Below are 13,079 nucleotides of genomic sequence, written 5' to 3'. Positions count from 1 at the left end.
TTAGTCTCTTTTTTTTATTATAATTTTGCTGTCTTGTTTTGTTAAAACAGTTATTTGTTCCATATTATCTTCATCATCTCTTCTTGCTTGTTTAGTTTGAACTATATAATCAAGTTTATGACAAGAAACTAAAGTTGTAAAATTTGAAAGCTTTACAATCTCACATTTTTTAGGTTGTATTATATTGTCTTTAGCATAAGTGAAAAGTGTGATAAAACAAAGTAAAACTATTTTTTTCATCTATTCTCCTTTAAAAAGTTACATACAAACTTTAAATTTTTCTCATTAATATCAATTTTTGCAATAAGTCTAATAATTGCACTTTTTACTGTAGGTTGGCGAATCGCACCAACTAAGAAACCATGTTTTTTAAGCTCTTCTTGAATTTCTAAAACTTTTTTATTATCACCTATGTCAATTGGAATAATTAAACTATTTGAGTTTATATTTAATACATCTTTTACAATATTAAGTCTTGCTTTTATAGAAGATTTTAAATTTACTTTATTATTTAAAATATATTTTAAAGATTGTAAAGCTAAGCTAATATCAAATAGTGAGGAAGCTGTTGTGTAAATAATGGCTTTTGCTCTATTTTGTAAATACTCAATTATATGAAAACTTCCTAAAATATAAGCACCATAACTTCCATAAGCTTTTCCAAGAGTTCCCATTTTTATATGATTTTCTTTTGGCTGAATTTTATAATAATCAAAAATACCTAGTAAATTTTCTCCTATTACTCCACTTGAATGAGCCTCATCTACAATAAGTAAAGCTTTTACTTCATCAGCAAAATCAAAAATCTCTTTTGGTGCTAAATCTCCTTGCATAGAGTAAACACCTTCAATTGCTATAATATTTCTGGAGTTTGAAAACTCTTTGAATTTTTGTTTTAAGTCGTCTATATCGTTGTGTTTAAAAGTTATTACTTGGTTTTTATTTAAAAGTTTAGTTGCAAGTATTCCACTTGCATGATATTGTTCATCTATAAAAAGTCTATCTTTTTTTCTAACTAGTGCTTCAATAAGTGAAATATTAGCTAAAAAACCAGAACCAACAGTAATTGCACTTTCAAACTTATTTGCTTTGCAAAGTAGGGTTTCAAACTCTTTATGAATTTTATTGTAGCCATTTACTAATAAAGAAGCTTTTGGTGCTGTGTAGTTTTCTTCTAAAACTCTTTCATAAGCTTTTTGAAAAAGTAGTTTATTTGTAGTAAGACCTAAATAGTCATTTGAAGCTAAATCAATTAGACTTTCATCAAAAATCTCTCTTGTTCTAAAACGATTAGATTTTTTAATAGATTTAAGTTCTTTAGAGTACAAGGCATCTCCTAAAAGTTTTAGTATTATATTTAAAAATATCTAAATTTCACTTAAAATTTTCATGTGCTACTGTTTATTATAGTGCAAGATTATAATAATTTATTTAATTATCTTATATAAATTAACACTTTTTTTTATAATCTAAATAGTGTTAAATTAATAACTTTCTTAAAAAAATCTATTTATTGTAAAAAAAAGAGCATAAATTATTGTTTAATTAAAAATAATACCTTTTTATTACCATTAGATAGTATAATTTTTCAATAAAAGAAAGGATTGAAAATGTTTAAAAATATAAATTTAAAAACAAAACTTACAATTGCAATAGTAAGTGCACTGATTTTTTAGGTACATTAATTACAGTTATATCTGTGAATAAATCAACTAATGCTTTATTAAATGCAGAATTTAATAAATTAAAAGCTTTAAAAACTGCTAAGAAAAAAGAAGTTTCTGATTATTTTATATCTTTAAAATCCCTTTTAATCTCTCTTGCTAATTCTGAAACTACAAAAAAATCTTTTACAGAGTTTGAAAGTGGTTTTTATAAATTAGAAGAAGAGACAACTTTAGATATTAATGAAGTTAAAAATCAATTAAAAAAAGATTTTACTAAAAACTATCTAAATTCTGTAAATTATGATGTCCCAAACTCACAATTTAAAAAACCAATTGAAAACTATTTACCTACATTAAATAGTGCTTTAATTGCTCAGTATATCTTTATAACAGACAATAAAGAGAGTTTGGGTGAAAAGAACTCTTTGGTTTACAATAGTAAATATGATTCTTCTTATATGAGTGCACATAAAAAATATCATGAAAGTTTTGATAAGTTTTTAACAGAATTTGGTTTATATGATATTTTTATGGTGGATTTAAATGGAAATCTAATTTATACAGATTTTAAAGAAAAAGATTTTGCAACAAACTTAAAAATAGGAGTATACAATAATACAGGAATTGCAAAAGTATACAAAAAGGCACTAAATTTAAATAAAAATGAATTAGCTTTTGAAGATTTTGCTCCTTATGAACCAAGTTATAATTTGGCAGCTTCTTTTATTGCAACGCCTATATATATAAATAATGAGAAAAAAGGAGTACTTGTTTTTCAAATGCCAGTTGATAGAATTAATTCAATAATGGCTTTAGAAGGAAAGTATGAAGATGCAGGTTTAGGTGAAAGTGGAGAGATTTATTTAGTTGGTAGTGATTATAAAATGAGAAATAACTCAAGATTTATAAAATCAATTGATGATAAAATAGTACAAGAATTAAATTCTACAATTGGTGTTTGGGAAATAAAAACAACATCAACTAAAGATGCTTTAAATAGTATGGATGATGATAGTACATTTAAAAATATTATTAAAGATTATCGAGGTATTGAAGTTTTAAGTATAGCTAGCAAAATTGATATTTTTTCAACTACATCATGGGCAGTTATAGCAGAAATTGATAAATCAGAAGCTTTAGCACCAGCATATAATCTAAGAAATTTAATTACTATTATATCTATTGTAATAATTATTTTAGTATCAGCTGTTATACTATTTTTTATTAATAAAATAATAGTAAAACCTCTTAAAAATTTTCAAGTATCATTTTTGGGCTTTTTTAAATATTTAAATAAAGAATCTGATGATATTGAAAAATTGAAAATCTTATCAAATGATGAAATTTGAATGATGGCAAAAGAGATAAATAATAATATTGAAAAAGTAAAAGTAGGATTAGAAGAAGAAAAAGCATTAATTAGTGATGCAAGTAGTGTAATAAATATTGTAAACTCAGGTGTATTAACAAGTAGAATAAATCTTAATTCAAATAATCAAGGTCTAAATGAGTTGAAAGATCTTATAAATAGTATGCTTGATAATTTAGAAGGAAATTTTGAAAATATTCTAAGTGTGTTAGGCGAATACTCAAACCATAACTATTTAAATAGTGTTGATAAAAAAGAGTTAAAGGGTGAACTGGCACAATTAATTGAGGGAATAAATAATTTAGGAGATTCAATAACTTCTATGCTTGTAGAAAATAAAAGTAGTGGAGAAAGTTTAAAAAATAGTTCTAATTTACTATTATCAAATGTAGATACTTTAAGTACAAGCGCAAATGAAGCAGCTGCAAGTTTGGAAGAAACAGCAGCCGCATTAGAAGAGATTACAAGTACAGTAATTAATAATTCAAATAGTGTTCAAAAAATGGATGACAATGCAAAAATGTTAACTACTTCTGTAAATGCAGGTGAAGTAATGGCTTTTGAAACAACTAAATCAATGGATGAGATAAATGAGCAAACACAATCAATCGCTCAAGCAATTACAGTAATTGATCAAATAGCATTTCAAACAAATATCTTAAGTTTAAATGCAGCAGTGGAAGCAGCAACAGCAGGCGAAGCTGGAAAAGGTTTTGCAGTAGTAGCAGCAGAAGTGCGAAATCTTGCAAATAGAAGTGCTGAAGCTGCAATGGAGATTAAAAATATAGTTGAAAGTGCAGCACTTAAAGCAAATGAAGATAAAAATATTGCAACAAAAATGATTGAGGGATATAAGTCATTAAATGAAAATATTAATGAAACTATTATCTTAATTAATGAAGTTAATGCTGCTTCAAAAGAGCAAAAAAGTGGAATTGAGCAAATAAATGATGCTGTAACAATGCTTGATCAGCAAACACAAAAAAATGCTTCAATAGCAACACAAACACAAGAGATTGCTATGGAAACGGATGGGGTTGCTAGAAAAATTGTAGAAGAAACAAATGAAAAAGAGTTTAAGGGTAAAAATGGTAGTTAAAAATTAAAAGTATAAAGCTTTGCTTTATACTTAAAAAGTAATATTTTCCAAATGTGTAATTTCTTCATCAACAACAATAATTGCATCTAAAGTATAAGCAGTGTTTAGATTTTTAATTTGTAAATAATAATCAATACTTCTTGTAAGTTTGGAAATTTTACTTTTACTTATATTATTAACAGCAGTTTCATAATCATTTGCTGATTTTACTTCACAAAAATGGTATATACTATTCTTTTTTGCAATAATATCAATTTCACCAAGTTTTTTAGCATAAAAATTTTTTTCAATTATTTTAAAATTTTGTGAAATTAAAAATTCACAAGCTTTGTTTTCAGCTAGATTTCCTTTATTTTTACTCAAAGTTTTGCCTATCATCCACCACCAACAAATTGAAGTAACTCTAATTTGTCTTGATTATTTAAAGTATAACTATTCCATTGATCTTTTTTTACAATTTCCATATTAACAGCAGCTGCCATAACTTTATCTTCAACTTGTAAAGATTTCATTATTTCAATTAGAGTAATATTTTCTTCAAACTCTTTTTTTTCTCCATTAATTATAAGTGTCATTTTAAACCTTTTGATAATTTAAATAAAATTTTAGCTAATTAATCTTTATTGTTAATCAAAAAAAAATGCTAAATAGTTTTCTAATTTGGTCTTTCTACCATATATCCAACACCTCTTACATTTATAATAAAATCTTCTTTTAGAACTTTTTTTACTCTGTTTACTTCTGCTCTAATTGTACCTATATCTATATCTTCATCTTCATATGCATATGTTCTAAACATATCATAATTTACGACTAAACTTCTATTTTTTGCTAATAAAGCGATTATTAAAAGCTGCCTTTTAGGTAAAATATGGGGTTCATTGTTAAAATATAAAGTCATTGTTTCTAAATCAAAACTATAGTAATTAGATAATCTTTTATGTTGTAAGGGAATAACTTTATTTTGTAAAAGTCTATTAATTCTTAGATGCAACTCTTTTAGATGAAAAGGTTTTTTTAAATAGTCATTGCATCCTATATTAAAAGCTTTTGATATATCTTCAATATCTATTAAAGCAGATATATAAATAGTTGGAACTGCTTTTTTCTTTTCATGTAGTACTTCAAGAATAGTAAGTCCATCAATATTTGGAACATTTATATCTAAAATAAGTAAATCAAACTTTTTTTTCTCTACTATTTCAAGACACTCTCGCCCATCTCTTGTAGAAACTATTGCATGACCTACTGATTCTAAATATTGTTTAATCGCATTATTAAGCATAATGTCATCTTCAAGTAGTAAGATTTTCACTAGCTTCTCCTTTAAATGTATATGTAAAACAAGTATTGTTTTTATCTGAGATAACATCAATTTGAATATTCTCTTCTTGACAAACTTTTTTTACTAAGTTTAAACCTAAACCCAAACCTTTTTTAGTTTTTTCTTCTCTATAATACTCTTCAAAAATTTTTTTAGGATCTTGAATCACACAAGAGTGGCTTGATATACTTAATATATAATTATTGTCTTCATTTTTTAAATCAATATAGATATTTTCATTTTCATAAGTATATTTAATTGCATTTGTTAGGTTGTTATCAATAATTCTTTGTAGTTTTGATTCACTAAAAAATATTGGCATTGTTTCTTGATTTGTATTTAAAATAAAATTGGACTTCACTTGCAGTGCAACTTGTGAAAAGAAATCAATTCTGCTTCTAATATAATCAACTAAATCAATTTGAATTTTATTATACACTAATTGGTCTTTTTTTATTAAAAAACTAAGATCATCATAAATAGAAGAGATGTTTTTCATGGCAACTTCGATATTTGAAATATATTCATTTTTACCATTAATCATCTCATAAAGCTCAATATTCCCCATAATTACTGATAAAGGAGTATTTGTTTCATGTATTGCATGCCTTAAAAATTGTCTTTGTGATGCTAAGAGTCTATTTGAATATGCTTTTTGTTTATGTAATTTCTTTGTTTGTACATCATAATCTTGTGAAGATTGTTCTATTAAATGTGCAAGTGCTTTTATTGTTCTTGCATATTTAGTATCACTTTTATTATCAGTCTCTTTAATTTTTATTTTTTCATTATTGATATTTTCACTTAATGCAATGATAGTAAGGGTTTGATTTAAAAGTTCATTATGCCCTTTATTGTGAAAAAATTCTGCATATGTAAAAAATCCACTTGTTGAAGTTATATTTGAAAAAGGTTCAATCTCTACATTTATAAAGTTTGGCATAAATCTTCTTCTTGCCATGCATGAGTATAAAAAAAAGCTTTCTGGTTTAAACTCTTCAAGTAGATTTTTTAACTCATTTATTGGGTTTTGCATAATCATCTCTGCATTTCCAAAACCTAGTTTTACAATATCACCTTCTTTGAAATTTCCAGAAAAACTAAGACTTTTATCTTCGTGTTTTTTCAAAACTGCTCTTGCAGTTTTTAGTGAGCCATTCTCAATAATTAATGGAAACTCAATACCTGTACTTGGAAGCTCTTTTGCAACTTCATGCCCTAAATACTTTGCATAAAAATCTGTTGGTTTCATACCTGAGATACTATAAACTCTATTATCTTTTACTTTATCAATAGTATGTCCAACTCCAATTGTTGACCAGTTAAACCTATAATCATTATATACTTTTAATATTTTTGAATTTAAAGCAACTGCAACAGATCCTCTTTTAAATATTTTTTCATTACAAGAGATATATGTTTGAATAAATTCACTATTATCTCCTGCCATTCCACCACAAATAATAACTTTGTTATTTATAGATTCAATTCCTTTTAAAAACTCTTCTGCATTTGTAATTGTTCCATCTGTGAAAGTAATAAGAAGTTTTGTATCTTCTGATATTAGTTTTCTTGCTAAATCTTGACCATTTTTAAAAGAGTCTTTTATTGTGCTGTAATTGGTTTTAATAGATGTATCTTCAAATATTGAAATGCTTATGATAGTGTTGTTTGTTGTAACTTTGTTTTCAATGATTTCACCATCTGTTGTTGCACCAATACATTTTGCATTTGGTAGGTTTTTTAAAATTTCATTTGTGTAATATTGAAGTTTGGAGTCTCCACAAAATATTTGTACTAAAATATTTTCATATATTTTAAATTTTGAAAAGTTGATTATATTGTTTATATTTTGATTATCAATACTAAAATTATATGTTTTCATAGATAGATTTTAGCATAAAAATAAAAGTTTTTAATAAATCTTTTTAAAAGACATTGCCAAAGAGCCTTTAAATAGGCATTTATAGAACGCTATTTTCTTGCTATTTTAAAGCTAAACTCATGCTATACTTTTCTTGTAGAATTTCCTTTACAAAAAAATTTAAAGGACAAATATGGCATATTCAAAACCAACATTTAAAGAACAATATGAAAATTTTATTGGTGGAGAGTGGGTTGCTCCAAAAAGTGGGGAATATTTTGATAATACTTCACCTGTAGATGGAGAAGTACTTACAAGAATTCCTAGATCAAATGAAGAGGATGTTGAGCTTGCTGTAAGTGCTGCAAAAAAAGCTTTTGAAACTTATAAAAATACTTCAGTTATAGAAAAAAGTACAATGTTAAATAAAGTTGCAGATGCAATTGAAGCAAATTTAGAAAGACTTGCTGTTGCAGAAACTTTAGATAATGGTAAAACAGTTAGAGAAACATTAAATGCAGATCTTCCTTTAGTAGTTGATCACTTTAGATATTTTGCTTCTGTTATTAGAGGTGAATCTGGAAGTGTATCTGATTTAGACCAAGATACTGTATCTCAAGAGATTACTGAACCATATGGAGTTGTTGCACAAATTATTCCATGGAATTTCCCATTATTAATGGCAGCGTGGAAATTAGCACCTGCATTAGCTGCTGGAAATTGTATTGTAATGAAGCCAGCAAGTGCTACACCAATGTCAATTTTATTACTTATGGAAGTAATTCAAGATGTATTACCAAAAGGTGCAATTAATATTATAAATGGTGCAGGTGGAAAAATTGGAAAAGCTCTTTCTACTCATCCAGATGTTAAAAAAGTTGGCTTTACTGGTGAAACTACAACTGGTCAATTAATTATGCAATACGCAACTGAAAATATTATTCCTTCAACATTGGAATTAGGTGGAAAATCACCAAATATTTTCTTTGAATCAATCATGGATGCAGATGATGAATTTTTTGATAAAGCAATTGAAGGTTTAGTTTTATTTGCATTTAATAGTGGTGAAGTTTGTACTTGTCCATCAAGGGCATTAATTCAAGAATCAATTTATGAACCATTTATGAAAAGAGTTCTTGAAAGAGTAGAAAAAATCACTCAAGATAATCCATTAGATCCAAATAATATGATGGGTGCACAAGCTTCTGTTTCTCAAAAAGAGAAAATTTTAGAGTATATTAAAATTGGTAAAGAAGAGGGTGCAGAGTTATTAATTGGTGGTGAAGAGTATAGTAGTAAAACATTCCCTAATGGAAACTATATTAAACCAACAATCTTTAAAGGTCACAATAAAATGAGAATCTTCCAAGAAGAGATTTTTGGACCTGTATTAGCTGTAACTACATTTAAAGATGAAGAGGAAGCTTTAGAGATTGCAAATGATACAGTTTATGGATTGGGGTCAGGTGTTTGGTCAAGAGATGCGCACCAATTACATAAAGCAAGTAGAGGAATTCAAGCTGGTAGAGTTTGGGTAAATTGTTATCATATGTATCCATCACATGCTTCATTTGGTGGATATAAAAAATCAGGTATTGGTAGAGAAACACATATGATGATGTTAAATTCATATAGACATACAAAAAATATCTTAACTTCTTATAGCAAAAACGCAATGGGATTCTTTTAATAGATATTATTCATAGGGGCTTTATCCCTATGAAATAAAGGAGAGATCATGGAAGTAAAAAGAGTTGATGTAACTCCTGAAGCTTGTGAGATTATTGAAAAACTTAAAAAAGAGCATGGAGAACTTGTATTTAATCAAAGTGGTGGATGTTGTGATGGAACAGCACCTATGTGTTATGCAAAAGATGATTTTTATGTTCCAAGTAGAAATGTAAAACTTGGTGAAATTTGTGGGTGTGAATTTTTTATAGATAAAGATCAGTTTGAATACTTTAAACATTCACATATAACTATTGATGTGAAAAAAGAGACAGCTTTTGGTAACTCTTTTTCTTTAGAAATAGATTTAGGTTATCAGTTTTTAACCATATCAAGAATTTTTACAGATGAAGAATATAGAAATTTAGAAGATGCTAAATAGTCTTTATTTTTTTATAAATAAAGACTTAAATCTATCTCCCATACCTGTTGGTTCAATTAGTAACTTAACCTTTTGAACTTCTTTTAAATAAGTCTCATTTGAAACATGCTGCTTTAAAATCTCTAAAAGTTTTGTAATATCAAAATCAATTAATCTATTTGCTTGTGTATTAAAATCAACATTTTCACAACTACTAAATAAATCACTTAAATAGTTAAAATGAACATCATATGTTATATCGCTATTTTTATATAAGGATTTTAAATTTAAATCTTGCTCAAAGATAGGAAAAACTTTGTGGTTTTTATATACTCTACAAGAAAAGTCATTTCTTACAAGTTTATCTCCATAATCAAAAGTTAGAAAATAAAAATCATCTATATTTTTCATAATTGAAGCTACAAAAGTTTTATATTCTAAACAGACTTCGCCTTTTTGTATATTATATCTTTTACAATGGCTTAATATCTTTTCATCTGTACACGTTTCAAATATAATCTTATCTTTTTTTATAAAAGCTTGTTGCAAAGTATTATTTTTTGTATATACTAAGTCACAAGCAAAAGCATCAAAAATCTCATTTGCAACAATAAATGCTTCTTTTAATCTTACTTCCTCAATACTTTGATAAAAGCTTAAGTTTATTTCATCACCAAAACAGTCTTGCAAATACTCTTTTTGTATCTTTTGTAAAGACTCAAATCTTTCAACAATTATAAAATTTAGAGTTTTTAAAAGCTTTGAATCAAGAGTATATATAAACTGTATTATATCAGCAAGTAAATATCCATGATGCGCTCCAATCTCTACAATTGATGTACTTTTGTCTAATTTTTTTTCTTTTATTAAAGATACTATTTTATTTGCTATTGCTCCACCAAAAAAGCTACTTGTAGATACAGAAGTAAAGAAATCTCCTTGCTTTCCTATTTGTTTGTATTTTGCATAATAACCATTTTTTTCATAAAGCCATGAGTTCATATAATCATTGAATTTTTTCATTTTAAGATTTTATCTAAAACTATGTTAGATTGTTTTTATTATCATTAATTAAAGTGTTACTTCAATGTAATAGATTTTAGGTATAATGCTACAAAGAAAACAAATTATTAAAGGAGAAGCCCATGATAAAAAGAACTAAAATTTTAGCAACTTTAGGGCCAGCAAGTGATAGCGTTGAGATAATTGAAGGGCTTATGAAAGCTGGTGCTAATATGTTTAGATTAAACTTTTCACATGGTGATCACAAGTATCACTTACAAACATTGAAAAATATAAAAACAGCTATGAAAAATTTAGATAAAACAGTAGGTATATTACAAGATATTTCTGGACCAAAAGTAAGAATTGGAGATATAAAAGAACCTTTTGAACTTCATCGTGGAGATATAATAACTTTTCTAAAAGAAGATATCTTAGGATATAAAGAGAGTAATAAAAGTTATGTTGTATCTATAAATTATCCAGAATTACTTGATAAAGTAAAAGAGGGTGAATATATTTACTTATATGATGGAACTATTAGAGCTAAAGTTATTGAAACAGGAATTGAGATAAAAGCTAAAGTAGAAAATCATGGAGTTTTAAGTTCAAGAAAAGGTGTGAACTTCCCTAATACTGTAATTGATATTGATGTAATTACGAAAAAAGATGAAGAAGATATAAAATGGGGAGTAGAAAATAAAGTTGATTATTTTGCTATTTCATTTGTACAAAATAAAAATGATATGGAAAATGCTAGAAAACTTCTTGGAAATTATAAAGGAAAATTAATTGCAAAAATTGAAAAATTTGATGCTGTTGAAAATATTGATGAAATCTTAGAAGCAAGTGATGGACTTATGGTTGCAAGGGGAGATTTAGGTATTGAAGTTCCTTATTATGAAGTACCTACAATTCAAAAAAATCTTATTCATAAAGCAAATCTTGCTTGTAAACCAGTAATTACTGCAACACAAATGCTTTTATCAATGACACAAAATGAAAGAGCAACAAGAGCAGAAATTTCTGATGTGGCAAATGCAGTTTTAGATGGAACTGATGTTGTTATGTTAAGTGAAGAGAGTGCAGTTGGAGAAGACCCAATAAATGTTGTAAAAACAATGAAAAATATTATTTCTAAAACAGAAGAGATTTATGCTTTTGATAAACAATCAAAAATGCATTATATTGATGAGTTTGATGTTATACAAGCAACTGTTACAAAGTTAGCTGATGATATAAATGCAAAAGGTATTTTAGCATTAACAAGCTCAGGACAATCTGCTATTAGAATGTCAAGATATAGACCAAAAACTAAAATTTATACTTTTGCACATAAAAAAAGAATATTAAGTTCATTAACTGCTGTATGGGGTATTTATCCAATTGGTACAATTAAAGAGTCTCAAGCTTCTAAAATGTTTCAAAAAATGCTTAAGACACTTGATGAAAAAGGTTTACTTGACAAAACAGGACCTTATGTTGCAACTGTAGGATATCCAGTAGGAACACCAGGAAGCACAAATACGATTAAAATTTTAACACAAAGTGAAATTAAATATTATTTAAGTTTACCAAGTAAAAAATTATAATTTAAACTCTACTTTTTAACCTACCTTGAATTATATTTTAATAAAGGTAGGTTTTAAATCAAAATCTTTATATAAATACAAAAAAATAAAAATTAATAAAAGAGAATGAACTACTTAATTTATCTTAATAAAATATTTTTTATTTCTTTTAAGCCTATAAATGAACCCAAACCAAATAAAATTGAGCCTGAAACTCTTTCTTGAATAACTTGTGCTTTTTTACTTTTATTGATTAAAGAAGCAACTTTACTAGAGAAAATAGCAACTGAAGTATCAATAGGAATTGCAGAAACAACAACTATAATTCCAAAAATAAATAATTGAAATGATACAGAACCAATTTCAGGATTTACAAACTGAGGTAAAAATGCGATAAAAAATAGTGCAGTTTTAGGATTTGTAATTTCTATTAAAACACTTTCATAAAAAATTCTTGAAAGAGGTTTATACTTTGATTTTTTTACTTTTATATCTTCATCACTAGAGTTTGTTCTAAAATATTTTATACCTAAATAAATCAAATAAACAGCACCCAAAAGTTTTACAGCAGTATATAAAGTAGGTGAGTGTTTGAAAATTGTCGCTAAGCCTAGTACTGTTGCAAGAACATGAAAAAGACCTCCTACAGCTAAGCCAATTGCAGCAGCAATTCCTCCAGATACTCCTTGTGAAATTGATCTGGCCATTACATATAAATTTGATGGTCCTGGTGAAATATGCATAATCAATGTAGCTAAAGTAAAAGTAAGAAGTATTTCTATTGATGGCATTTAATAAATCCTTAAATATTAATTTTGTAATTTTATCATATTTTAGTTTTAACACTATTTCTAAATAAATTCTTTGAAAGTTCTAAAAACTTGTGAACAATTTTTTAACTGTTCTTTTTTAATATTATTTTAAATTCTGCACCTTTATAAAATTTATTTTTATACTCAAAAATTTTATTTGTTGCATTTAATTCTCCATTCATATGAGCCACTTGCAAATTCAACCATCATAAACTAGTGAATTTGTAAGACTACCGAACTTCTCAACCAGATCTTTTTAACTTTTAATCATTTTACTGCTTT

The 13,079-nt window shown here is 26.4% G+C and carries 12 protein-coding genes and 1 pseudogene; 5 read left to right on the top strand and 8 right to left on the bottom strand.

What is annotated here, in order from left to right:
• Both ACTCCZ_RS02305 and ACTCCZ_RS02300 read right to left on the bottom strand, forming a co-directional pair.
• Entirely contained in the window at window positions 1–240 is a 240-nt protein-coding gene (locus tag ACTCCZ_RS02305; protein ID WP_079577642.1) for a hypothetical protein, read from the bottom strand.
• The gene (locus ACTCCZ_RS02300; RefSeq protein ID WP_079577641.1) at window positions 237–1,328 is read right to left on the bottom strand and encodes an aminotransferase class I/II-fold pyridoxal phosphate-dependent enzyme; all 1,092 of its coding nucleotides are present in this window, start codon (window positions 1,326–1,328) and stop codon (window positions 237–239) included. Before ACTCCZ_RS02300 ends, ACTCCZ_RS02305 begins: the two co-directional genes overlap by 4 nt.
• Before the next feature lie 371 nt (window positions 1,329–1,699).
• Here ACTCCZ_RS02300 and ACTCCZ_RS02295 point away from each other — a divergent pair, with 371 nt between their 5' ends.
• Both ACTCCZ_RS02295 and ACTCCZ_RS02290 read left to right on the top strand, forming a co-directional pair.
• Window positions 1,700–3,016 carry a cache domain-containing protein gene (locus ACTCCZ_RS02295; protein WP_079577640.1) on the top strand — a complete coding sequence of 439 codons (1,317 nt, stop codon included), beginning with the start codon at window positions 1,700–1,702 and terminating at the stop codon, window positions 3,014–3,016.
• 363 nt (window positions 3,017–3,379) lie between these two features.
• Window positions 3,380–4,135: pseudogene (locus ACTCCZ_RS02290) on the top strand (methyl-accepting chemotaxis protein); the annotation flags it as partial.
• 30 nt (window positions 4,136–4,165) lie between these two features.
• On the opposite strand, the gene ACTCCZ_RS02285 reads toward ACTCCZ_RS02290, so the two are convergent.
• The 4 genes from ACTCCZ_RS02285 to ACTCCZ_RS02270 all read right to left on the bottom strand — a co-directional run bounded on the left by ACTCCZ_RS02285 (window position 4,166) and on the right by ACTCCZ_RS02270 (window position 7,344).
• On the bottom strand, window positions 4,166–4,498 hold the full coding sequence (locus ACTCCZ_RS02285; protein WP_079577724.1) for a YraN family protein: 333 nt from the start codon (window positions 4,496–4,498) through the stop codon (window positions 4,166–4,168).
• 11 nt (window positions 4,499–4,509) lie between these two features.
• Window positions 4,510–4,710 carry a sulfur carrier protein ThiS gene (gene thiS / locus ACTCCZ_RS02280; RefSeq protein ID WP_079577638.1) on the bottom strand — a complete coding sequence of 67 codons (201 nt, stop codon included), beginning with the start codon at window positions 4,708–4,710 and terminating at the stop codon, window positions 4,510–4,512.
• Between the two features lie 80 nt (window positions 4,711–4,790).
• Entirely contained in the window at window positions 4,791–5,450 is a 660-nt protein-coding gene (locus ACTCCZ_RS02275; protein WP_079577637.1) for a response regulator transcription factor, read from the bottom strand.
• Complete coding sequence (locus ACTCCZ_RS02270) at window positions 5,431–7,344, bottom strand: FIST N-terminal domain-containing protein (RefSeq protein ID WP_079577636.1); 1,914 nt, start codon at window positions 7,342–7,344, stop codon at window positions 5,431–5,433. The genes ACTCCZ_RS02275 and ACTCCZ_RS02270 overlap by 20 nt, the downstream gene beginning before the upstream one ends.
• 172 nt (window positions 7,345–7,516) lie before the next feature.
• On the opposite strand from ACTCCZ_RS02270, the gene ACTCCZ_RS02265 reads away from it, so the two are divergent.
• Window positions 7,517–9,013 (top strand): aldehyde dehydrogenase family protein, encoded by a 1,497-nt coding sequence (locus ACTCCZ_RS02265; RefSeq protein ID WP_079577635.1) that lies wholly within the window; start codon window positions 7,517–7,519, stop codon window positions 9,011–9,013.
• 48 nt (window positions 9,014–9,061) lie between these two features.
• Window positions 9,062–9,433 (top strand): DUF779 domain-containing protein, encoded by a 372-nt coding sequence (locus tag ACTCCZ_RS02260; protein ID WP_079577634.1) that lies wholly within the window; start codon window positions 9,062–9,064, stop codon window positions 9,431–9,433.
• Between the two features lie 3 nt (window positions 9,434–9,436).
• On the opposite strand, the gene ACTCCZ_RS02255 is transcribed toward ACTCCZ_RS02260, so the two are convergent.
• Window positions 9,437–10,435: an SAM-dependent methyltransferase gene (locus tag ACTCCZ_RS02255; RefSeq protein WP_079577633.1), complete on the bottom strand. Its 999-nt coding sequence runs from the start codon at window positions 10,433–10,435 to the stop codon at window positions 9,437–9,439.
• A 122-nt stretch (window positions 10,436–10,557) separates the two neighbouring features.
• Between ACTCCZ_RS02255 and pyk the strand changes: the two genes are divergently transcribed.
• Window positions 10,558–12,006, top strand: a complete 1,449-nt coding sequence (gene pyk, locus ACTCCZ_RS02250) for a pyruvate kinase (RefSeq protein WP_079577632.1) — start codon at window positions 10,558–10,560, stop codon at window positions 12,004–12,006.
• Window positions 12,007–12,125: 119 nt separating this feature from the next.
• On the opposite strand, the gene ACTCCZ_RS02245 is transcribed toward pyk, so the two are convergent.
• Window positions 12,126–12,776, bottom strand: coding sequence for a LysE family translocator (locus ACTCCZ_RS02245; protein ID WP_079577631.1), 651 nt, complete (start codon window positions 12,774–12,776; stop codon window positions 12,126–12,128).
• Window positions 12,777–13,079 lie beyond the last annotated feature (303 nt).

The sequence above is a fragment of the Malaciobacter sp. genome (assembly GCF_055140965.1).
The sequence above is the reverse complement of the archived record's forward strand: the minus strand, read 5'-3'. Positions and strand labels throughout refer to the sequence as shown.

What these genes read in the sequence shown, in the direction of transcription:
- ACTCCZ_RS02305 (WP_079577642.1), bottom strand. Translation starts at nt 240, where the DNA reads ATGAAAAAAATAGTTTTACTTTGTTTTATCACACTTTTCACTTATGCT.
- thiS (WP_079577638.1), bottom strand. Translation starts at nt 4,710, where the DNA reads ATGACACTTATAATTAATGGAGAAAAAAAAGAGTTTGAAGAAAATATT.
- ACTCCZ_RS02270 (WP_079577636.1), bottom strand. Translation starts at nt 7,344, where the DNA reads ATGAAAACATATAATTTTAGTATTGATAATCAAAATATAAACAATATA.
- ACTCCZ_RS02265 (WP_079577635.1), top strand. Translation starts at nt 7,517, where the DNA reads ATGGCATATTCAAAACCAACATTTAAAGAACAATATGAAAATTTTATT.
- ACTCCZ_RS02260 (WP_079577634.1), top strand. Translation starts at nt 9,062, where the DNA reads ATGGAAGTAAAAAGAGTTGATGTAACTCCTGAAGCTTGTGAGATTATT.
- ACTCCZ_RS02255 (WP_079577633.1), bottom strand. Translation starts at nt 10,435, where the DNA reads ATGAAAAAATTCAATGATTATATGAACTCATGGCTTTATGAAAAAAAT.
- pyk (WP_079577632.1), top strand. Translation starts at nt 10,558, where the DNA reads ATGATAAAAAGAACTAAAATTTTAGCAACTTTAGGGCCAGCAAGTGAT.
- ACTCCZ_RS02245 (WP_079577631.1), bottom strand. Translation starts at nt 12,776, where the DNA reads ATGCCATCAATAGAAATACTTCTTACTTTTACTTTAGCTACATTGATT.